Annotated in this window: 20 protein-coding genes; all 20 read left to right on the top strand. The window is 35.0% G+C overall.

All coding sequences use genetic code 11. The annotated features are described in order from the left end of the window. The first annotated feature begins 36 nt into the window (after window positions 1–36). Window positions 37–1,425, top strand: coding sequence for an ISLre2 family transposase (locus tag SYNTR_RS09270; RefSeq protein ID WP_156203462.1), 1,389 nt, complete (start codon window positions 37–39; stop codon window positions 1,423–1,425). 136 nt (window positions 1,426–1,561) lie between these two features. After that, window positions 1,562–2,566, top strand: a complete 1,005-nt coding sequence (locus tag SYNTR_RS09265) for a stalk domain-containing protein (RefSeq protein ID WP_156204250.1) — start codon at window positions 1,562–1,564, stop codon at window positions 2,564–2,566. 203 nt (window positions 2,567–2,769) lie between these two features. Continuing rightward, a complete protein-coding gene (locus SYNTR_RS09260; protein WP_156204249.1) occupies window positions 2,770–3,414 on the top strand; it encodes a hypothetical protein in 645 nt (214 codons plus the stop codon). Between the two features lie 172 nt (window positions 3,415–3,586). After that, window positions 3,587–4,300: an ABC transporter ATP-binding protein gene (locus tag SYNTR_RS09255; protein ID WP_156204248.1), complete on the top strand. Its 714-nt coding sequence runs from the start codon at window positions 3,587–3,589 to the stop codon at window positions 4,298–4,300. Further along, complete coding sequence (locus SYNTR_RS09250) at window positions 4,297–5,955, top strand: efflux RND transporter periplasmic adaptor subunit (protein ID WP_156204247.1); 1,659 nt, start codon at window positions 4,297–4,299, stop codon at window positions 5,953–5,955. Before SYNTR_RS09255 ends, SYNTR_RS09250 begins: the two co-directional genes overlap by 4 nt. After that, window positions 5,942–7,273: an ABC transporter permease gene (locus SYNTR_RS09245; RefSeq protein WP_243140178.1), complete on the top strand. Its 1,332-nt coding sequence runs from the start codon at window positions 5,942–5,944 to the stop codon at window positions 7,271–7,273. Before SYNTR_RS09250 ends, SYNTR_RS09245 begins: the two co-directional genes overlap by 14 nt. A gap of 138 nt (window positions 7,274–7,411) precedes the next feature. Next, the gene (locus SYNTR_RS09240) at window positions 7,412–7,651 is read left to right on the top strand and encodes an AbrB/MazE/SpoVT family DNA-binding domain-containing protein (RefSeq protein ID WP_156204246.1); all 240 of its coding nucleotides are present in this window, start codon (window positions 7,412–7,414) and stop codon (window positions 7,649–7,651) included. After that, a complete protein-coding gene (locus tag SYNTR_RS09235) occupies window positions 7,652–7,996 on the top strand; it encodes a type II toxin-antitoxin system PemK/MazF family toxin (RefSeq protein ID WP_156204245.1) in 345 nt (114 codons plus the stop codon). 93 nt (window positions 7,997–8,089) lie between these two features. Next, window positions 8,090–8,428: a nucleotidyltransferase family protein gene (locus SYNTR_RS09230; protein ID WP_156204244.1), complete on the top strand. Its 339-nt coding sequence runs from the start codon at window positions 8,090–8,092 to the stop codon at window positions 8,426–8,428. Beyond that, window positions 8,401–8,811, top strand: a complete 411-nt coding sequence (locus SYNTR_RS09225) for an HI0074 family nucleotidyltransferase substrate-binding subunit (RefSeq protein ID WP_156204243.1) — start codon at window positions 8,401–8,403, stop codon at window positions 8,809–8,811. Before SYNTR_RS09230 ends, SYNTR_RS09225 begins: the two co-directional genes overlap by 28 nt. A 242-nt stretch (window positions 8,812–9,053) precedes the next feature. After that, window positions 9,054–9,770: a polyphosphate polymerase domain-containing protein gene (locus tag SYNTR_RS09220; RefSeq protein ID WP_197079094.1), complete on the top strand. Its 717-nt coding sequence runs from the start codon at window positions 9,054–9,056 to the stop codon at window positions 9,768–9,770. Continuing rightward, window positions 9,767–10,444 carry a DUF4956 domain-containing protein gene (locus SYNTR_RS09215; protein WP_156204241.1) on the top strand — a complete coding sequence of 226 codons (678 nt, stop codon included), beginning with the start codon at window positions 9,767–9,769 and terminating at the stop codon, window positions 10,442–10,444. The genes SYNTR_RS09220 and SYNTR_RS09215 overlap by 4 nt, the downstream gene beginning before the upstream one ends. 142 nt (window positions 10,445–10,586) lie before the next feature. Next, complete coding sequence (locus SYNTR_RS09210) at window positions 10,587–11,252, top strand: leucine-rich repeat domain-containing protein (protein WP_197079093.1); 666 nt, start codon at window positions 10,587–10,589, stop codon at window positions 11,250–11,252. 18 nt (window positions 11,253–11,270) lie between these two features. Continuing rightward, window positions 11,271–12,989 (top strand): CotH kinase family protein, encoded by a 1,719-nt coding sequence (locus SYNTR_RS09205; protein ID WP_156204239.1) that lies wholly within the window; start codon window positions 11,271–11,273, stop codon window positions 12,987–12,989. A gap of 133 nt (window positions 12,990–13,122) precedes the next feature. Beyond that, window positions 13,123–13,623: a VanZ family protein gene (locus SYNTR_RS09200; RefSeq protein ID WP_156204238.1), complete on the top strand. Its 501-nt coding sequence runs from the start codon at window positions 13,123–13,125 to the stop codon at window positions 13,621–13,623. Between the two features lie 68 nt (window positions 13,624–13,691). Continuing rightward, window positions 13,692–14,453 (top strand): transposase, encoded by a 762-nt coding sequence (locus SYNTR_RS09195; RefSeq protein WP_156204237.1) that lies wholly within the window; start codon window positions 13,692–13,694, stop codon window positions 14,451–14,453. A 202-nt stretch (window positions 14,454–14,655) separates the two neighbouring features. Further along, window positions 14,656–16,641: an S-layer homology domain-containing protein gene (locus SYNTR_RS09190; protein ID WP_197079092.1), complete on the top strand. Its 1,986-nt coding sequence runs from the start codon at window positions 14,656–14,658 to the stop codon at window positions 16,639–16,641. A gap of 249 nt (window positions 16,642–16,890) precedes the next feature. Next, the gene (locus SYNTR_RS09185; RefSeq protein ID WP_156204235.1) at window positions 16,891–18,768 is read left to right on the top strand and encodes a serine hydrolase; all 1,878 of its coding nucleotides are present in this window, start codon (window positions 16,891–16,893) and stop codon (window positions 18,766–18,768) included. Window positions 18,769–18,878: 110 nt separating this feature from the next. After that, on the top strand, window positions 18,879–20,471 hold the full coding sequence (locus SYNTR_RS09180) for a S41 family peptidase (protein ID WP_156204234.1): 1,593 nt from the start codon (window positions 18,879–18,881) through the stop codon (window positions 20,469–20,471). 262 nt (window positions 20,472–20,733) lie between these two features. Continuing rightward, window positions 20,734–22,542, top strand: coding sequence for a stalk domain-containing protein (locus tag SYNTR_RS09175; protein ID WP_197079091.1), 1,809 nt, complete (start codon window positions 20,734–20,736; stop codon window positions 22,540–22,542). The last annotated feature ends 103 nt before the right edge of the window (window positions 22,543–22,645 follow it).

The raw sequence follows: 22,645 nt of genomic DNA, 5'->3' as shown, positions 1-22,645 counted from the left end.
AAAAAACCAAAAACACACAAGAAAGGAGCTATTCTCATGGATAAAATTATACATGAAATATTGGGAAAAATCATTCGAGATAACACTAAAAATTTAGAAAATCTATTTACTAATCATAAGAGTATTTCAGACTTCATATTACAAACAAAGAAAATGTTAGATGAAGTAGGTGTCTTACTTGTAGAACAAGCATTTGAATTAGCTGATGAAATGATTAAAGAATCAGTATGGCGTAAAGAAAATTGGTATATACAGCGTAATAATGATAATAAATCACTAACAACAATATTTGGTGTAGTTAACTACAATAGAACTTACTATAAAAATAAACACGATAACTCTTACAGTTATCTATCAGATGAAGCTTTAGGCATTGACCCACACCAGCGAATGGATTTATCTATGAAATCACAATTGATTGAAAGAACACTAGATTTATCCTATAAAAAAAGTGGTGAGAGTGTAGCTGAAAGTGTAATCATAAGTGATCAAAGCGTAATGAATAGTATCAGAGAGTTAGGAAGTGTTGAAAATACTTCAGCTAAGATTACAAAAGAAAAAAAGCAGCTAAAAACACTTTACATAGAAGCTGATGAAGATCATGTGCCAATGCAAGATGGAAGTAATAGAGAAATGAGATTAGTATATGTTCATGAAGGTAAAGAAAAAGTTAATAAAGATAGATATAAACTTATAAACTGTCGGTATTTTTCAGGAGAATACAATGATAGTGAAGAACTATGGTTAGAAGTTGCAGAATACTTAGATAAAGCCTATGACATAGATAAAGTTGAAAAAATATACTTGTCAGGTGATGGGGCACAGTGGATTAAAGAAGGTTTGAATTGGATAAAAGGCAGTCTTTTTGTTTTAGATAAATTTCATCTTGCTAAATATATAAAAACAGCAACTGGACATATGCCACATTTAGAATCTATGCTATGGAATTATATAAACGAACAAAATAAAATATATGTTGAGGATTTATTAGACGCGATTATAAAAGAAACTGAAAGTGAGACTAAGAAAAAAAGTATTAAACAATCTAAAAAATATATACTAAATAACTGGGAAGGAATAAAAAGGCAATATGATGCAGACTACATAGGTTGTAGTGCTGAAAGCCATGTAAGTCACATATTATCCTCAAGATTAAGTTCTAGACCAAAGGGTTGGAGTAGAGTAGGTGCAGATCAAATGGCAAGATTAAGAGCTTTTAATGCAAACAAAGGCGACATTTATGAATTAATGAAAAATAAGAAAAAAGAAAATCAAAAGGAAAGAAACAAAGCTAAAATAAGTAAAAAAATAATAAGAAATAAACTAAATACTAGTACTTATGGACAAATAGATAATATTACAATCTTAAATACTGGTAAACGTACTTGGGCAAGAGAATTCCTTAAATCCATACGTGGTGCTTAATTATCTTTTTAGTAGGGAGATTTCTTTTTTAAATTTTCCTACAGTATATTGACACTATCAATTATAAATATAAATTACTCTTTTTATGGTTTTATATGTTATTCTATAAGTAGTTATACAAGGAGGGTGATAGCAAGTGAAGAAGGAGTTAAAAGGATTTATAGCTGGTGTTGTTTGCACTTTATTATTAATTCCCACAGTTGTTGGGGCATCTGAAGTTACTGAAAGGATTGAAGCATTTGTTAATAAGCAAATACAGTTTGTAATTAATGATTCTAAAGTTAATTTTACAGAAGAAGGCGGAACTACTGTCTATCCAATTGTTTATAACGATAGGACTTACATACCGGTTAGATTTTTAGCAGAAGAGCTTGGATTAACAGTTGACTGGATTGAGGAAACTAATACAGTAGAGATTAATAAAGAAACTCCGGAGCATAGCCTAAGCTATGATTATTCAGTGGGTAAATTTTACTATACTGATGCTAGACTTATTAGAGAAGAAGGTTTCTGGTATAAAGGTGATATAGTTGATGGAAAGCCTAATGGTTATGGCATTGCATATTATGCAGATGGAGCTAAGCGATATGAAGGTGAATTTAAAGACGGTTTAATGCATGGTGACGGCAAGGCCTTTTATCGTGATGGTTCTAAAAGACTAGTAGGAACATTCTATGAACAAGCACTGCATGGAAAAGGTACATCTTATCATCAAGACGGTGAGACAGTTAGATATCAAGGTGAATTTGAAAAAGGTAGTTATAGTGGTATTGGTAGATACTATGATTCAGACGGAACCCTTAGGTATTTTGGTCATTACCTAGATAGTAACAAACATGGTATAGGACAAAGTTATTACCATGCTGAACAAGGAGGAAACCTTGAATATACAGGTGAATATAAAAATGATCTAAAACATGGAGAAGGTAAATGGTACGAATCACAAGGCAATCTAGTATATAAAGGTAACTTTGCTGAGAATAGTCCTAATGGATTAGGAAAACAGTATCACCTAAACGGAAATTTATATTATGAAGGTGAGTATAAAAACGGTAAATGGCATGGCTATGGGAAAGAATATGATGAAGATGGCAATGTGGTTTATGAAGGACTATGGGTAGATGGAGAAAGAGCGGATTAATTCTTTAAATATAACAATTTAAGATAAAATTTATTTTAGTAGCGGAGAATGTATTTCTCCGCTATTTTTGTGTCTATATTTTTATTTTCCTAACAAAAAACTGGTGGGGAAACCTATGGGAACATATGTTCTTTTTTTCGTTAAACTGTGCTAAAATGTTAGAAAATAACATTAAAGGGAATTTTGAAGGAGGAGGCAGTTTAATGGAAAAAGTAAGGATAGAATTGGTTAGAGATAATATTATTGGTTTAAGGCCGGTTTATACAGATGGGGGTAATGCTACGGAGGTATTTTTATCTAGTGGTGAAGTTTTGTTGGATTATAGGGGGATAAAGACGGTTAAGGCAGCATTTGCTAGGAATTATGCAGTTGATTTACAGGCGCAGAGACAGGGGATAGAAAGAGAATTTAACCGTAAAGGAGGGGTATTGCCTTTTTATCTAAATAATCGGGTATTTATACCTTTAAAGATGCGTCAGGCTATAGGTGAAAATGATTTGGTTTATGGGTTTATAGATGTTAAGTATGTAACAGAGATAAGGGAAGAGGAGAGAAGAAAGTGTAGGGTTTATTTAAGTACTGGTAGTGATGTAGAGGTTTTAAGTGGAGTTAATACAGCTAATAATAGTATGATTTTGGGTAATAAGGTTTTTGATAATATACAGGATAATAAGCCTGATATTAAGGAGATAGATTTTTTTAAAGGGATTTATAAAATTTTTAGTACATTAAGTGATGTGCCTGATCTGAAGAAAAAGGTAAAGAAGATGGAGGAAATGATAGCAGAGGGTGAGGGTTCTAAGTATAGGGTGAAGAAGGATGAGGAGGAAAATAAGAAGGATAATTAGTAGGGTTTAAATAAAAGCCATTATCAGAGCAGATTATGGTAAAATATAGAATAATTGCAGGAGATTTGCAACAAAAAATGATATCTATATATTAGGTATCATTTTTTGTGTAAGAAATAGATTTTTTTTGCGTAGGGGCAATAGAGGATAAATTTTAGAAGGGAGGGTTTTTTTGGCTTTATTAGAGTTGAGTGATATTTATAAAAGCTATAAGGACGGAAATGTTAAGGTTGAAGCCTTAAAGGGAGTGAGCCTATCTATAGAAGATGGGAGCTTTGTTTCTATAATGGGGCCATCTGGTTCGGGTAAGTCTACTTTGATGAATATTTTGGGTTGTCTTGATGTGCCAACATCAGGGAGTTATAGGATTGATAATAAGCAGGTGGAGAAGCTAAGTGATGCGGAATTATCTGATGTTCGCAGTGAGTTTATGGGTTTTGTTTTTCAACAGTTTCATTTGATATCGGGATTAAACGCTTTAGAAAATGTAGAGCTTCCGCTAATTTATCAGGGTATGATAGGTGGTAAAAGGAAAAAGTTAGCTAAGGAGGCACTGGGTTCTGTTGGTTTAGGAGATCGTTTGTACCATAAACAGTCTCAGTTATCAGGTGGTGAGCAACAAAGGGTGGCTATAGCTCGGGCTATAGTAAAGAATCCTAAGCTGGTTTTAGCAGATGAACCTACGGGGGCATTAGATAGTAAGTCTGGTGATAATATTATGAATATTTTTAGAAGCTTAAATGAGGAAAGAAAGATTACTATTATTCAGGTTACTCATGAGAAGGCGATAGCGGAGTGTAGTAAATTGATTTACCATTTGCGAGATGGTGAAATTAGTGATATAGAGGAAATAAAGGCGGATGCGGATAAGGAGGAAGTGATTTGAATCAGAGAATGATAGCAATTTTGATAGTTATTTTTATTGTAGCAGGAGGAGGCTTTTATATATATAAGCAGTTAGTTGATTCATTACATACTGAGGTTCAAGGGCCTGTTTATGCTACTAGTGAAGTAACTAGGGGAGATATACATGTGGGGGTTGAAACTACGGGGAGATTAGACCCTTCCTCTGGTGGTGCTATACGAGTTTCGGATGCCCTTAGAGAGGCTAGAGTTAATGAACTTATTATAGATGAAGTAATGTTTTCTGAAGGGGATGAAGTAGGCAGACAGGAAACGGTGGTTCGCCTTTTAGCTCCTGGGTTAGATGATGATGTAGTTGAGTTACAAAACCAAATTAGAAGGGAAAGGGAAAGTCTAGCAAATCTCACAGGTGTTTCAGAAGCTGAGTTAATGAGTATAGATCCTGCTCGTGGGGTTACTATTTCAGCACCCATTGATGGGCGGGTTCAGGAGCTGGATTTAGACGAGGGAGAGGAGGTTTCCCAAGGACAAACTATTGCTCGAGTAGTAGATGCTTCTACTTACACATTAATCTTAAATTTGTATCAGGCAGAATATGAAATGGTAGAAGAGGATCAATCAGTTGTACTAAGGTTTCCTTATTTTGGAGGGCTACAAGATGGGGTGATAACTAATATTAGTTCTAATCCTGTACCATACAAAAGAAATGAAGATGATGAATTTGCTTTAGGCTTTGCTTATGAGGTTGAGGTGGAAGGTGAAAATCCAGGCTTGGTACAAAAGGGTATGCGAGTTGAAGTAGGTGTAGAGCAAGAAAATGGTGGTACTTATTATTTTGGTAATGCAACTACGGTTGATGGTTTTTTAGATGAACAAAGGGTTTTTAGTAGTACAGAAGGCATAGTGGCCGAGGTACATGCCTCTAATATGGCTGAGGTAAAAGAGGGTGATCCTATTATTACTTTGGCTGGTTCGGATGTAGAGGATACTATTAGAAATAGGTTAGATAAAATACGTGAATTAGAATCTGATTTAAGACAGCTAAATTCAGCAGTTGATAGATTAAATGTTACTTCTCCTATGGAGGGGATATTAGCACGGATTAATAATGAAGAAGGAGATAGTGTGAATCCCGGGGATTATATAGGTAATGTTTATCAAACATCTCAAATGTCGATGATGACTACTGTAGATGATATTGATGTTTTACATATATCTCAAGAAGCTCCGGTTAGGGTAATGGTTGATGCTTTACCCGATGAGGTTTTTGAAGGTGAGGTAAGGGATATTAGTACTCAATGGAGTGGTGATGGTGAAGCCACTAATTTTAGGGTGTTTATAGAGGTTAAAGGTGGAGCGGAGTTAAGACCGGGAATGCAGGCGAGGGCGCATATTGATGCTGGTAGTGCGGAGGATGTATTGCTAGTGCCTATTGAAGCGGTATTCCAAGAAGAAAGTAGGTATAGGGTTGAGGTTTTAGATGAGGAAAATATACCTAGCGTAGTTACTGTGGAAATAGGGTTGATGAATGATAGGTATGCTGAGATAGAGAGTGGGCTAGAAGAAGGAGATATAGTTATTACTGGAAGTAGTAGTGATTTGTTGCCTACCCAGGATGTAGAACAGGGAGGTACCCTCATGCCAGAGACAACTCCGGATGAGGATGGTGATGAATAAATTGTTTAAACAGGATTCACCATGGATGGCTTTTTTCATTAGGTTTTGGTTTACAGCTAAAATGGCTGCTAATGGTGTTTTGTCTAATACTTTGCGTTCCGCACTCACCATCTTAGGAGTGGCTATAGGGGTCGCTTCAGTTGTTGGGTTAATGGGAATCGGTGAAGGAGCCCGCCAAAATGTAATGGAACAGTTTGAGAGTTTAGGAACGAATGTTATTGCTATACAAGCCCATGATGAAAGCTATGAGTTTTTTCCGGATAAATCATATGAGTTGGTAGATAGGGTGCAGGGGCTAGATAAGGCAACTCCGGTTGTTAATACGGATACTTCTATGCGCTGGAGACGAACGAGTGGAGAGGTTTTTGTAGTAGGGGTAAATGAACAGTTTCCTAAGATACGTGATCATGAAATGGTGGCAGGAGATTTTTTTAGTGAGTTGCATGTAGAACAAAGATCTTCGGTAGCTGTTTTAGGGCATAATTTAGCTATTAATTTAGCTGGTGGTAGAAGCCCAGTAGGACAAATAATTACTTTAGATGGGCAAAGCTACAGAATACTAGGTGTGCTAGACCCTAAGGGGGATGGGCATGCCAATAATATAGATAATAAGGTGGTAATACCCTATACTTCTGCCCAAAGGCTTGAGGAAAAGAGAACAGTTGAAGAAATATGGGGTAAGGCGGCTTCGACTAGAGATGCGGAGCTTTCCACAGTACAGTTAGGAAGAATTTTTCAAAGGGAAATGGGCCTTGCTCAAGATGCCCCCACCCCACAGCAACCAGAGCAAGATCCTGGTGGAATGCCGGGAGGAGCTATGCCAGTCCAGCCAGCTCCACAGCCGGAGGAGCCTAGTATCCCTACTATAAGTGATGATCCTATAACTATTACTAATTTAAACCAACTAGTAGATGAGGTAGATCAGGCTAATAGGATAATGACCTTGCTGTTAGGAGGGATTGCAGCAGTTGCACTGTTAGTAGGTGGTTTAGGGATTATGAATATAATGCTCGTGGCGGTAACAGAAAGAACTTCGGAGATCGGAGTAAGAAGAGCCCTAGGGGCCAAGCAAACCGACCTCATGGCACAGTTTTTATTAGAGGCTTTATATTTAAGTATTATAGGTATTATATGTGGTATTATCATTGGAATATGGGGACTAACTATATTCGAAAACTACGGATTCCAGACTGCAGTAAGCTTTGAAGCTATAAAAATAGCAGCGGCAGTAGCCCTAGGCTCAGGCCTACTATTCGGAGTCTACCCAGCAATATCGGCTTCCTCCGTACCACCGGTAGAAGCTTTGAGACGGCAGTAGGCGAGCGAGCGGCGATGTGGAACAAGGGACGGTTTGGAGTGACCCCATGATGGTGTACACTTTGGGGACGGATAAAAATGATGTTTTATTGTTGATTGCTGTAGATACATAGTATATACTGAAATTGAGGTGATTGATATGTATACCACAATACAAAAGTGGGGAAATAGTCAAGCGGTTAGAATTCCAAAAGCTATTCTTGAAATGCTAGAGATTGGTGAGAATGATAAAGTGGAAATGAAGGTACACGATGGAAACTTGGTGATTATTCCTGTTAAAAAACATAAAACCTTAAAAGAGAGAATTGCTGAATATGAAGGGGATTATCAGTGTGGCGAGTGGGATACTGGAAAACCCAAAGGCAAAGAGGAGTTTTAAATGGGATATATACCAGAACAAGGTGATATCATTCTTATTGAATTTGATCCCCAGACTGGTCATGAACAAAAAGGCAAAAGACCGGCTTTTGTAGTAAGTAATAAAGTTTTTAATCAGTTTACAAAGCTTGCGATTGTTTGTCCGATTACTAATACTAATCGAGGCTTTCCTCTTCATGTGCCGTTAGATGATAGGAATAAAACAACAGGTGTAATTATGTGTGAACAAGGTAAGGCATTAGATATTGTAGCAAGGAATGCGATTTTTATAGAAAAAGCCCCAGATGATATTTTAGAAGAAGTGGTTGATATTTATATTGGGTTTGTTGAAATTACAAAAAGTTAGAACAAAGAACCGTCCCCTGTTTTATTGTTGTTAAATTATGGTTATGATAAAATTATAATTAGACATTATTTTGTCAGGTGGGTGTCTTAAAGTATGGAATCAATAGAGATGAATAATATAAATAAAAGGGAAGAAAGACTTAATAAAGTTAAACATATAGTTTGTAGTTTATTTAAGGGTAGGAAAGTTGATATATATCTTATTGGGTCATGGGCCAAAGGGGAAGAAAAAAGGACTTCTGACATTGACATTGGCATTATTTGCCATGAGCTTTTAGAGGAAGGTTTTATTGCTGGTATTATTGAAGAACTTGAACAAACTGATATTCCCTATAGAATTGAATTGGTAGATTTGACAGAGATGAATGAAGATAAACGCAATGCTTTTTTAAAGGGGGCTGTAAAATGGAAAGACTCCAGCAACGGATATTAAGTGCAACCAGAGCATTAAAAACATTAGATGAAGTTTTAAGGCTTGAAGATAAATCTGTAATTCAAAGAGATGCAGCAATTCAGAGGTTTGAATATACATTTGAAGCTGTATGGAAAACAGCTAAGTTGTTTTTATTTGAAAATGAAGGAATTGATATTGGTTCACCAAAAGGGGTTATGAGGTCTTTAAGGGAAGTGGGTATTTTAAATGAAGATGAAACCCAAAGAGCACTCCAGATGGTAGATGATAGAAATAGAACTTCTCATACTTACAATGAAGATATTGCAGAACAAATATATGCAAGATTACCAGAGTACTATCAAATATTGAATAAGATTAATGGGTGTCTGTCACCTTCAGAATTTAAAAGTGACAATATGTAACTATTTAAGGTGATTTAATGAAGGAATTAATTTATAATTACTTAGTTTCCTTGGATAAAAAGCGGATTAAAACTGAAGATATAGAAGATTTTGCAACAAAGAACCGTCCCCTGTTTCATGCCGCCCTCCCCCCTGTTTCAGCCATTTACAAAATCTAAAAAAAACCCTAAAATTATAACAGTGATTAAGCTGGTTTAAGTATATGAAAGGGTAAAAGTATGGATTTAAATGTTAGAACTGAGATGAAGTTTATAGTTCCTAAAGCACAACATAGTACTATACTTGATATAATAAATAGTCATGCAGCATATGATTCTTTTGCTAAAGCTAATGGAAAATATAGAATAACTAATCTGTATTTTGAGACTGATGATAATCGGATTTATTATGAGACGGTTAATAGAGATCGGTTTCGCCAAAAGCTACGCTTGAGAAGTTATGGGGATATAGAGCTTGATGATGAAGTGTTTTTTGAGCTAAAGCAAAAGCATAGAGGGATAGTGAGTAAGAGAAGGACTAGGATAAGGCTGTCTGATTTTTATAGGCTTAAGGATAATAATTATAGTATTGATAGTACATATAATGTTTCTAATATGCAGGCATTAAAAGAGATAGTGTATTTTAGGGAGTTTTATAATGTTAAACCGAAGATGGTTTTAACTTATGAAAGACAGGCTTTTGTTGGGGTAAATGATTCTGATTTAAGGATAACATTTGATACTAATTTAAAGTGTAGAGAAAAAGATTTGCGTCTTGAGAGCAAGCAAAAAGGGGAATATTTTCTTGATCCTGATAAGGCTATTATGGAGGTAAAGGTAAGAAATGGTGTTCCACTTTGGTTAGCTAGGGCTTTAAGTGAGTTGAACTGTTTTAAGCAAAGGGTTTCTAAATATAGGTTAGCTTTTGAAAAGCCTTATTTATATGAGCAGCAGTTGTTGGGTAGAGGAGATGTGGTATGACAGAGTTGTTAAATAATGAGCCTATTATTAATAATGTTTTGTTAACTGAGGTATTTTTAGCTATAGGATTAAGTTTTGTTTTAGTATATATAATAACTTTGGTTTATCAAAAAACCTATAAGGGGAATACGTATTCTCAATCTTTTGTCCATACAGTCATTATTATGGGTGTAGTAGTATCTGTTGTAATGATTGTTATAGGAAATAATTTAGCTAGAGCATTTGGTTTGGTGGGGGCACTTTCTATTATTAGGTTTAGGATGGCTATGACTGACCCTAAAGATATAGCGTATATATTTTTTGCGATGGCTGTTGGGTTAGCATGTGGGACAGGCTTTTATACTGTGGCAATTTCATTAACATTTTATTTATGTATTATTATATATGTTATGTATTATTTTGATTATGGGAAGAAAACCCAACATAAACAGATTGTTAGGATATCAGTACCAGAGAATTTAAACTATGAAAATATATTTGATGATATTTTCGAAAAGTATTTAGAGGAATATACTTTGCAGCGTGTAGAGACAACAAATTTAGGAACTATGTTTGAATTAGTATATTTGGTTAAGAGTAAAGAGGGAGTAGAACACAAGGAGTTTTTAGATGCTATTAGAGAGCGTAATTCAAACTTAAAGGTTTCTATTAATTTGGCTAGTGGGACGTTTTAAGTGGGAGTTATGTTAGATGTTATGAAAGTTAGATTTAAAAGCATCTGTTAAGTGGTGTGCTTAATGGATGCTTTTTGTTTTAAGGTATTAGTTATTTTGTTAATATATTTATAAAAGAATTTAGTAGGGGATGGGAGCAAAGATGAAAAAATATGTAATAGCAGTATTGTTTATATTAATGATTAGCATCTCGATAGTTATTCCCCTTAATTTTATTAGGAATGAGGCAATACAGTTTAAAGATGATGCTTTAGAGTATGCAGTACGTGAAGCAGTAGGGAAATTAGATGGTAATATTTATTTACAGGAAATAGAGCATATTACCGTTCTTGATTTAGAGGGTTATGGTATAAGGGATATAACTGGTTTGGAAAATTTCAAGAATTTAGAGAAATTAATACTGCGTGATAATGATATAGTTGACATAACTCCGCTTAGTGAGCTGGATAGTCTGCAGGTTTTAGATTTAAGAGGTAATATTATTTCAGATATATATCCACTGAGAAATCTAACTAATTTAGAGGATTTAAATTTACGGGGGAATTTTATTTCTGATATATCACCACTAGAGAATTTAGTTTTACTGAGAGAGCTTAATATTAGAGATAATAGTATTGAGGATATATCGGTATTATCTAATTTTAAGTTACTTAAGGATTTGAATATTAGGTATAATTATATTGAAGATATAGGTCCTTTAGAGGATTTGCCTAGTTTGTACCAAAGGCTGTATTTAGAAGGTAATATAATTGGAGATTTTTCACCAGTAGCTAGTTATTATGATTATATAGAGGAAAAGGATTTTTAATTTGATTTGGGGGATAGGATGAAAAAGCATGTTTTTATACTAGGGCCTACTATATTATTGTTATTTGCAATTGTTGGGGTTAGTTATACTGATCATGGAAAAGAGAGTTTTGATGAGAAGTTAATACCACTGTATCTTTATGCAGAAGATACTGCATTACAAAGGTTATATGCAGATCCACATGCTAATAATAGAATTGATGGTTATATAAAACTAGGGAAAGATGGAGAGGTTTTGCATTTAGATGGATTTAGGTTTAGAGGCAATAGTGCTAGGGATCAACCTAAGAAATCATTTAATATAATTTTTGATCAAGAACAGGATTTTTTGTATGGTAGCAATCGAATGAATTTAAATGCAACATATACTGATCCCACTATGATGAGAGAGAAATTATCTATGGATATGTTTTTACATTTAGGACAAGTAGCTCCTAGAACCAGGTATTTTGAGCTGCATATAAATGATGTATTTGAAGGTACTTATGTGCAGGTGGAGAGGGTAGATAGTGACCTTTTAGAATATCATGGTTTACATGGTAGGGGAACATTAGTAAGGGATAGGTTTAGGCAAAATATTTATAAGCCGGAGATTGATAATTACTCTATGTTTGCTTTTGATATTGATTCTGTAGTAGATGCAGAGGAGTTTTTAAAGGATAATTTGGATTATAGGGGCAATCCCAATTGGGATGAAGTAGAGGAGCTATTAAGATGGGTATATAATACACCAGCAGGTGAGGAGTATTACAAGGGTTTTATTGAAAGGTTTGATATTGATTATTTTATTGATTGGTTAGCTGTACATTATCTCATTGGGGATGTTGATTTTTATGCTGATGATTATTGGTTATATAAGGATCATTTTGATGAGTCTTCTAAATGGAAGGTTATTCCTTGGGATAAGGATTTAACCTTTGGTTCACATACGAGAAATACTACTGCTAATGATTATTTCTTTTATGAACACCCCATAAAAGGAGGCTGGAATTGGAATAATGAACTTATTTTAAAATTTTTAGATACTAAAGATTTGCGACTTATGTTATTTGAGCGGATAGAAGAGCTGATGAATGAGGTTTTTACTATAGATTATTTTAAGACTGAGATTGAATATTTAGAAGCTATTATTGGTGAGCAGATGCAAATAGAGCCAAGTGAAGAAAACTTTCATTTACATCAAGCTAACCATCACAGTACCCCAAAGGATTTTGATTATCAAGTAGAAGCGTTAATTGATTTTGTTAATTTACGCTATGAAAATCTTAACCGCCAGTTAAATCCAATAACTGATGAATTGGTTGTTATAGATGTTAATGACTATGATATAGGTGATACGGTTTTCTTTACAGATGCTATAGGTTGGGTTATAGCTAAGTTTGAAATTACTAGTATAGATGAACCGGGTAATGTTAGTATTTCTATTAAACCCCATGAAAATAGTGAACATAAAGGGTTGAATAAGGTGTGGAATATTAGCAGTGATGGTTGTGGTATAAAAGGAAACTTATCATTGTTTTGTAGAAATGATGTTGCTTATGGACATGACCCTGAAGACCTAAATTGGTTTATATCTTCACAACCAGTTAGTGATGAAAACTACAACCAATGGGATTTAAAGGCTAGGTATGTAGGCAGTGAAGAGTATCTAGAAACCAAAGTGAACCCTTATTCTAATAAAGTTACAATTATTGATGGCTATTTAAAGGATTCAACAATTGAAGTAGACTTGAGGTGAAGGTGAAACAGGGTGCTGGTGCAGTGAAACAGGGGACGGTTCTTTGTTCTATTTCCAATGAAATAGAACAAAGAACCGTCCCCTGTTTCACTGTTAAAAGGAAAAACTAGATGTGGTGCAGGGTGCCGAAAGGATGATAATAGGTATCGAGAAAGGTTTTATAAAAAATATAACAAGGGTTGCACTTATGTTTTTTTGGTTGGGGATAATTATATTAGTTCCCAATAATGAGTTAGAGAAAGAGTACGTGTATCCTGTAGTTCAAGATAGTGAGAGGATAGAACAAATAGTAATGACCTTACCGCAAATTCAATTTCACTATGCAGGGCGCTTCCATGATAGTTATGCCAATCCAATTGAATTTGCACAGTTTACCATGCGTAAAAGTGCTCATATGGTATTGTATGGGTTCTTAGGTTTATCATTTGTTTGGGTGTTAAAGGGCTTTGGTGTAAATGGACTACGATCGTGGATTATAGCAGGCTTATTGGTGCTAGCTGTAGCAGTGGCTGATGAGACTCATCAGTACTTTACAGATGGCAGAACAGGATGTATTGAAGATGTAATTATAGATGTAGTTGGATATATAATTTTAGCCTTTATTGTTTTAAGCTTGCGAAAATTCAAAACATAGAACAGGGGACGGTTCTTTGTTTGACATTACCCTACTGGTAAATTAAACTAACGGTGGGGTGATTTTTTATGCCAAGAGTAGCGCGAAGGAAAAGTGAGACAAACATATATCACATAATGTTGAGAGGTATAAATCAGCAGAATATATTTGTAGATGATGAGGATAATGAAAAATTTATTAAAACACTTGCTAAATACCGCAAAGAAATTGAATATGAAATTTATGCTTACTGTTTGATGGGTAATCACATTCACTTGCTTATAAAGGAAGGGAATGAAGAGTTGGGAAATACCATGAGGCGAATAGGGGCAAGTTACGTGTACTGGTACAATTGGCAGTATAATAGGAAAGGACACTTGTTTCAGGACCGATATAGAAGCGAACCAGTAGAAGATGACACTTATTTTTTAACAGTATTAAGATACATACATCAGAATCCGTTAAAAGCAGGTTTGGTTGATAATATTGAGTCATATAAGTGGAGTAGTTATAAGGAATACATTACCGAAGCAAAGATTGTTGATGTAGATTTTGCTTTGGCAATGTTTGATGAAGATAAGGAAAAGGCTATTGATATGTTTAAAGAATTTAATGTGGCAGTTAATGATGATCAATGTCTAGAAATAACTCCAGAAAAGAAAACTGTTTCCGACAAAGAAATAAGGAGTTTGGTGTTAAACAAATATAATATTGAATTAGCTTCACTGCAAAATGAGGATCCTAAAATGCAAAAAGAGGTTTTGAAATATTTAAAGGAAATCGAGGGAAGCTCATTAAGGCAGCTGGTTAGATTAACTGGATTGACCGTAAATAAGGTTTATAGAGCCTAAGGTGAAACAGGGATAGCAGGACGCAGGTGAGTAAAACAGGGGACGGTTCTTTGTTCTATTTCTACTGAAATAGAACAAAGAACCGTCCCCTGTTTTACTCACCTGCGTCCTGCTGTCCCTGTTTTACTCAATTTACTAATTTTTTTTTGTATTTATACGATATAATAAATAGTATAACGTGGTAATGGTGGGAGGAAATGCATTGAAAAGGTTAATTTCTATTTTAACAACTGGCCTTTTTTTACTATGTTTTGTTTTACCTAGTAATGTTTTGGCATTTGATGATATTAGGGGACATTGGGCGGAACATGATATTTTAAGGATGAATGCTGTAGGGATTATCGAAGGTGATGGTGAAGGTTATTTTTTTCCAAACGTATCTTTAAGCCGTCAGGAAACCTTGGCGATGATTCTGCGATTAGTAGGTTTAGATGACGAGGCTGATACAGCTAATGTTCCGAGCAGTTCAACTACCTTTAGTCCTAATAATGCAGCGGAATGGGCTAAGGGGTATTTATATGTTTCTATGCAAGAGGGAATTATAGATTCTAGTGATGTTCGCATATCAAATTGGCGTGGTCCGGTGGAGAGGCAAGAGGTTGCTATATGGTTGAGTAAAGCATTGAAGCTACCTCCAGTTAGTAATTATCATAGTAGTTTAGTGCAATTTGAAGATGGTGGCCAGATAGCAGTACAAAAGGCCCCTTATATTGCTCCTTTGATAAATGATCGTGTGATTGTAGGTGCTGATGGTTATTTTAAGCCTAGAGATGCAATAATGCGTGGAGAAATGGCGGCACTGCTAAATCGAGTAGATGGTAGATATACTGAGAGAAGCACGATTAGTCCACCTTCATACGGACAAGATCCATTCTTTGGTGGGTTGCCTACTGATGGTATATATGACCCTGCGCCCAGTACGCCGTCTAATACCGTTTATCTAACAGGGGAGTTTTATGATATTGATTTTGAAAATGATACCTTAGAAATAATAAAAAGAGGAAATTATTTAAAGCTTGATTTAGCTACTAACTATTTATCTCAGTTTGGAGTTAATTATTCTTGGCAGTTACCTTATAGGTTTGGAGATGATGTAGAAGTCCAGCTTATAAATGGATATGTTACATATATAGATGTAATTGATAGATATGATAGGGATCGTGATGATTATAGGGATGGAGATATTGTTGTTTATAAAGGAGATATTAGCTCTGTTGATAGTAGTCGTGATCGAATAGAGCTAAGGTCAGGAAGTGTTGAATATATAGATGGCACACGTTGGCGTAGTGAATCAGGAAGTAAGACTATGGATGTCGCTAGTAGGGCTGATATTTATAAAGATGAACGCGATATTAGTTTGCGAAGTTTAAGAAGAGGGGATACGGTTTATGTTGCCTATGATGAGCATCGTAGGGAAGCTGTTCAGATTAGAACTCGTGATGGCAGTGAAACTACTGAAAGCAGTGATATAAGGACTTTAAATACTTCCAGGCAAACATTTAGTTTATCTAATTCAACAAGAACTTATGATTATGATGATTGTGCGATTGTAGTGCACAATGGTGAATTATTAGATATTGATGATTTGAGAAGAGATGATGATGTTTATTTAGTAGCTGATAGGATTAATTGGCCTTCTGATTTTAATGCGGCTGTAGTAATTATTGACCCTAGACGTAGTGATAGAGGGTATGGTGATGATTATATAGTATATAGGGCTGAGTTAGATGATGTATATACTCGTAGTGATGAGATTAGACTAACTGATGTAGATTATTGGTCAGGAAGTCGTTGGCGTAGCCAGTCTAGTAGAGAAACTTTATATGTGGAAAGAAGAGCTGAAATATATTGTTGTGGTAGTGAAATTGATTTATATGATTTAAGTGATGACCATATAGATGATACAGTATATGTTCTTTATGATGAGTATAATGATGAAGTAGTTAAAATCAGGGTGCTAGAGGATAGTCGTAGATTTATATCTAATGAAGAAGTCTATGAAGTAAATCGTTCTGATTTTAGGTTAGATAATAGAAACAGAGATAGAATTAGATTTGATGATTGTACCATTGTAATGCTTGGTGATAGATGGGTAGATATAGATGATTTGCTTGAAGGAGATATAGTATATGTAGAAGTTGATCGAGTAAATGGTATTGATTACGCTGCCGTAATTTTTATTGACTAACAGCTCTCAAACATGGGGCGGCACTGGTGAAACAGGGGACGGTTCTTTGTTCTACCGCTAGCGGTAGAACAAAGAACCGTCCCCTGTTTCACCAGTGCCGCCCCATGTTTCACCCTTATTTTCATTAGTATTAAATCCCACATACCATTATGCTAAAGAAAAAATAACTTAGTGACAATAATTTTCATAAATTTTACGTATACTAGTGTAGAATAAATTTTAACTCTTATATTGATAAGGAGGTAGTAAATGAAAAAGGTTTTAGTAGTTATTTTGATGTTGGTTTTTAATATTATTTTAATAAGTAGTGTTCAGGCACAAGAGAGTGTAGAAGCTGAGGGAGAGGGTAGAACCATGCTGCTTCAGGTGGGGAGTCCCTATGCAAAGATTAATGATGAGTTTGTTTTAATAGATCCGGAAAACTCTAATATAAGGCCAGTGATTATAGAAAGTCGTACACTAGTTCCAATCAGATTTATTTCGGAAAGTCTAAAGTTTGAAGTTGATTGGAAAGAGGATGAACGGAAGGCTATTTTGGCTAAAGACGATATGTCAATAACTTGTAGACCAGATAGTTCAGTAATAAAAGTTGATAATGAAAAACTATCTTTGGATGTACCAGCTAAAATAATGAATGACCGATTATATGTGCCGCTTAGAGCTATAAGTGAAATATTTGATAATAATGTTTCTTATTTGAATCGATTAATAAAGGTAACTGAGATTAATAATTCATTAAAAGGATTTAATAAAGATAAGCTAGTAGATATATATACCGATTTTGTTGCATTACAGATTAGGCAGGAATCGTATGAAGATGAAAGTATCGAGCGTTGGAAAATCGCTCAAATATTAGTGGGGCATATTTCTAGGTTTCATAATTTAGTTATTCCGGAGGCAGATTACTATATGTTTCCTGATGCCCAAAAGATTCCTAAACATGCATATTATAATGCTAATTTAGCTGCTCATTTAGGCTTATTGGAAATTAATAGAGGTGATTTTGATCCTTTTAAAAAGGTTAGTTTAAGTGAGGTTAAAAATATTTTAGAAAAGTTTAAAAAAGTTTTAAAAGAAAAGCCCGATTTACCAGGTGAAGCAAATAATCTTAGCAATGACCAAGTATTAGCGATTATAAATAAGGCTGCAGAGGAAGCAAAAAAAAGTGATAATAGGCTACGAGCTAGTGTCTATGATTTTGCTACAAATACTACGGTAAATTACAATGGAAACCAAAGATTTTATCCGGCTAGTTTGACCAAGGTTTTAAATTTACTGTGCTATTTAGAGGAAGTTGAACGAGGTAATAAATATTTAAATAGTACCTATAAGTTAAAGGAAAGTGATAAATACATAGATGAAGAAAAGGTGGCAGGAACAGGCTCATTGCAACATCAAGAAGAAGGAACTAGTTACACTTTTGATAGGCTTTTATCATTAATGATTAGTATTAGTGATAATGTAGCTTCAAACATAGTCCTAGATGCTTTGGGTACGGATAGGGTGAACTCGTTTGCTGTTAGACATTATCTGAACGATACTAGGGTTTTTAGAAAGTTTTATGACTTTTCAACAAATAAATCATATAATTATTCAACAACTGTTGATTTGACTCGAAAGCTTGTTTTGCTAGAAAATCGGCAAGTAGTTAGTGATTACCTGTCTAGTAAGGGAATTAGTTTTTTAGAGGATACAGCAGATAAAAATAAAATAGGCCGTTATGCCCCTGATAATGTAGTGGTTGCCAATAAAATTGGGGTATTGTCACGAATGTCGGGTGATATGGCATTAGTTTACTTTCCTCACCGTGAGCCAATAGCTTTAACTATAGTAATAGAGGATAAAGAACGTGAATCAATCAAATTAGAGGAAGCTGATAAGATAATAGGTACTTTATCTAAGGAGCTTATTGATTATTATAGTAGCAGGCCAATTCCTTCATTATATGTAAATGGAGAAATGGTGCAGGAAAATCCTAGCTTGCGCTTCATAAATAGTAGACCCTTTGTTAAGTATGATGACTCACTAGAAGGATTAGCCACTGAAAGTCTAATAATATCAGGCGATAGATACATAGCACTAGATTCGTTAGGTACTGAATATACATATAACCTAAGAATGAGATAGGAGTGAAACAGGGGACTTCGAAGTCCCCTGTTTCGCCCACCTGTTATATAGTGACAGATTTCGATACTTGTTATAGAATGGCATTAATTATAGTATAACAAGGAGGAAGTATGAGTAGATTTAGACAGTTGCTAGGTATTATAGTTGTAGTTGCATTATTAGTTGGTGGTTTTGCAGCACCGGTATATGCTGATGATATTGTTTCTGAGGTTAAGTTGTTACTGGAGGAAAGGTATGTTGAAAAACCTCCAGAGGATATTCACCATGCTGAATCTATAGATGAAATTTTACAAATACTAGATGACCCACATACTGAGTATTTAACTGCTGAGGAATATGATAGATATATATCTAATCTTGATGAGTCATTTACTGGTATTGGAATACATATTCAAATGGAACCAGAAGGGGTACGAGTTATAAGACCTATTGAAAATTCTCCGGGCGAAGCTGCAGGTCTTAAGGCGGGTGACCTTATAACTAAGGCTGATGGAAAAAGCCTAGCGGGGATGATTTCGGAAGAAGCTGTGAGTATTTTGCAAGGACCTATTGATAGTGTGGTTGATTTAAAGGTTAAAAGAGATGAGCAGGTTTTAGATGTTTCTGTAGTCCGCGATGTTATAGATGTGCCTAATGTTACAGGTGAAATAGTAAATGATAGTATTGGCTATATTGATATTGATTCTTTTGGCCGCACTACAAATAGGGCATTTGATAATGCTTTTGAAAATCTTAAAAAAGAGTCTGCAGAAAGCCTAATATTAGACCTGCGCTATAATACAGGAGGCTATCTTAGTTCTGCTCGCCAGATTGCTGGAAGCTTTATTGGTGATGAGGTAGCTTTGCAGGTGGAGTCTTCAAGTGAAAAAAATCCTTATGAAGCACTGCCCGGTGGTGCTGAGGTGGATAAACCAACTATTTTAATTATGAATGAGTTTAGTGCTAGTGCTTCAGAGATTTTAGCAGCTGCGTTAAAAGACCACGAGAAAGCATTTTTAATTGGTACTAGAACCTATGGCAAAGGAACTGTTCAGCAGATTTTTTCACTTTCTAATGGTGATAAGCTAAAGGCAACTATAAATCGTTTTTACTCACCTAATTATGATGAAATTGATGGTGTAGGGGTGATGCCAGACTTAGTAGTTCGTAGTGCTAACCCTAAGACTGTTGCTAAATTACTTTTATCCGAACCGGAAGATAAAGCATCTTATGTTGTTTTTGAAAATAATATCAAGGAATTTACTATTGATTTTGATAAAGTTAGAAAACCTAAGTATTGGGATGCTTGGGGGGCTGTTTTTAATGAAACCTCACCCGATCAGTTAACGGCAGTTGGAGAATGGGGAGAGATGCATTTTTTACAAGCACACCAAAATTTGCGCTGGCCAATGTATTTTCCTAATTACAGACAGACTGGTTTCTTTAATAATGTGCCGACAGATCAGCAGTTTTCTATAAACCTAGGTGTAAATGTTGATATGAATACTGTTAATGAGGATTCTATTGAATTAATTGAATCACATAGTGGTAAAGCAGTATCTATTAGTATAGGAGAAAAATCCTCAGATACTATAAAGATAAAACCACAAGAAGACCTAGAGCCACTAACTGAATACTGGTTAGTAGTCCACGAAACAGTTAAATATAAAAACGGCAATTCATTAGACAACCCATTGATAGCTGTTGCAAGAATAGCTCAATAAGGGGTGAAACAGGGGACGGTTCTTTGTTCTATTTCGGTAGAAATAGAACAAAGAACCGTCCCCTGTTTCACTCCCCCCCTGTTTCACTAGGACTTGCAAATATCCTTCCCCGAAACTCCTTTAAAAAAATTTGGTATAATGCCGCAGAGAAAACAGGACTCCTGCCCCATTTATTTTGACAATTCAAATGTTTAATATTTAAATATACAAAGCATATACTGGAAGAGAATTAAAAGGAGGCGATAATTTGTTCAAGAAGAGTATGCTGCTTAGAAGATTGAGTATTATCACATTGTTAATATTCACATTTACTCTAACGGGTGTAGCAGCGATTGCGGCAGAGGAATCACAGGATAGTTTAAGAGGTCTTCCGCCAGGAATAGGCAAGCAGTTGGATTTATCTAATATAGATGCATTAGATGAAGAAATAAGAAAGGCTTTACCCCCAGGAATTTTAAAACAACTTGATTTCTCTGGAGATTTAGAAGCACAATTAGAAAACTTACCTTATGGTATCTTAAAAAAATTAGATGGTATCGAATTTGAAGAGGAAGAAAAGGATGACAAAGAAGAAAAAGAAGATAAGAAGCCAGAAGAAGAATTAATTGAGGGTGTAAAATGCTATATTGAAGATGACACTGTTGTTATTGATATGGGAACCCGCAATACAGCTGGTTATGGTATTGAAATAGTAGATATGTATTTAGATGAAGAAAATATTTTAGTCATAGAGTACGAGTTAGAAATCCCCGGTGATGATGACTTTGTTGCTCAGGTAATTACTAATCCTCGTTTAGAAAAAGAAATTCCTGAAGATTTACAAGAATATGAAGATTACTTATTTGTTTTACTAAATTATGAAGAAGTGGTTACCGAACCTATAATAGACTTTGAAGTTGATGAAGTAACAGTTGATGAAGGAATTGTAAGTTTAACAGTAACAGTAACTAACACAGGAACAGACTATGAAAATGCTAGATATGCAATGATGGTTAAAGTAGATGATCTAGAAGAAGATAGTATTACTGTTTCTTATGGTGATGATCTAAGTTTTACATTAAACAGAGTACTAGACCTTGATTATTATCTTGGCTACTTTGGACCATCTTCCGGCTTTACAATTGAAAATGGATGGGATGCTACTACCACCTTTGAAGTTGACTTTAGTGATTTAGAAGATACTATAGTAACAATTGATGCATGGGTTGGAGAAGCACCAGAACCTGCTAGATATGAAGCATTAGTTAGAATGGAGCAGCAAGTAGTTGCCATAAATGTTGATGAAGATAAAGATGAAAATGGCGATAAAGATGAAGAAGAAACTAAGGATGAAGAAAAAGACAGAGGTAAAAAACGTGGTCTTGAAAGAGCGTTAGAAAACGTAAGAGGAAATCCAGCTGAAAGTGTAATAAAGGCTTTAATAGAGGGAAGAAGTCCTTCTGAAGTAGCAAAAAATTTACGCGATAAGGCTAACGAAGATGAAGATTTAGATAAAGAATTAATCGAAGAAGTGGCAAACGGTATTATAGAAGAGCTAGATGAATTAGATGATGAAGTTGAATTAAATAAAGATGAAGTAGCACAGGCATATAAAGACTTAGCTTCAGTATTCGAAAAATTTGGTAATGAAAGAGTACTAAATATGTACGAGTTAATGTTTGCTAAAATGCAAGGAAGTGACGAGTATAAGGAACTTCTGATTGATGCCCATTTACGCTATCAAAACACAGAGCTTAAAACCTTTGTAAATGGATTACAACCTGTATATGATGTAAAACCTAGAGTTGCAAATAATAGAACCATAGTGCCTGCGAGGGCATTAACTGAGTCCTTAGGTGCTGAAGTAGATTGGTGTCCGGACACCCAAATAGTAAAAATAACTCGTGATGATTTAATAATTGAATTACCGATAGATAGTGAGACTGCTTTTGTAAATGGTGAAGAAAAAGAATTAGATTGTGCTGCTGTTATTGAAGACGGACGCACCCTAGTTCCCCTTAGATTTATATCTGAAACCTTACAAGCAGAAGTAGACTATGATCACGACTCTAGATTAATATTTGTCCAATAAAATCCAACACCTTGTTATTGGCAAAGCGTAAAGCTTTGCCTTTTTTTATGGAAAAAGAGAATGAAACAGGGGACGGTTCTTTGTTCTAACTGCCGACAGTTAG

The organism is Candidatus Syntrophocurvum alkaliphilum (assembly GCF_009734445.1).
GTDB lineage: Bacteria > Bacillota > Syntrophomonadia > Syntrophomonadales > Syntrophomonadaceae > Syntrophocurvum > Syntrophocurvum alkaliphilum.
The sequence above is the reverse complement of the archived record's forward strand: the minus strand, read 5'-3'. Positions and strand labels throughout refer to the sequence as shown.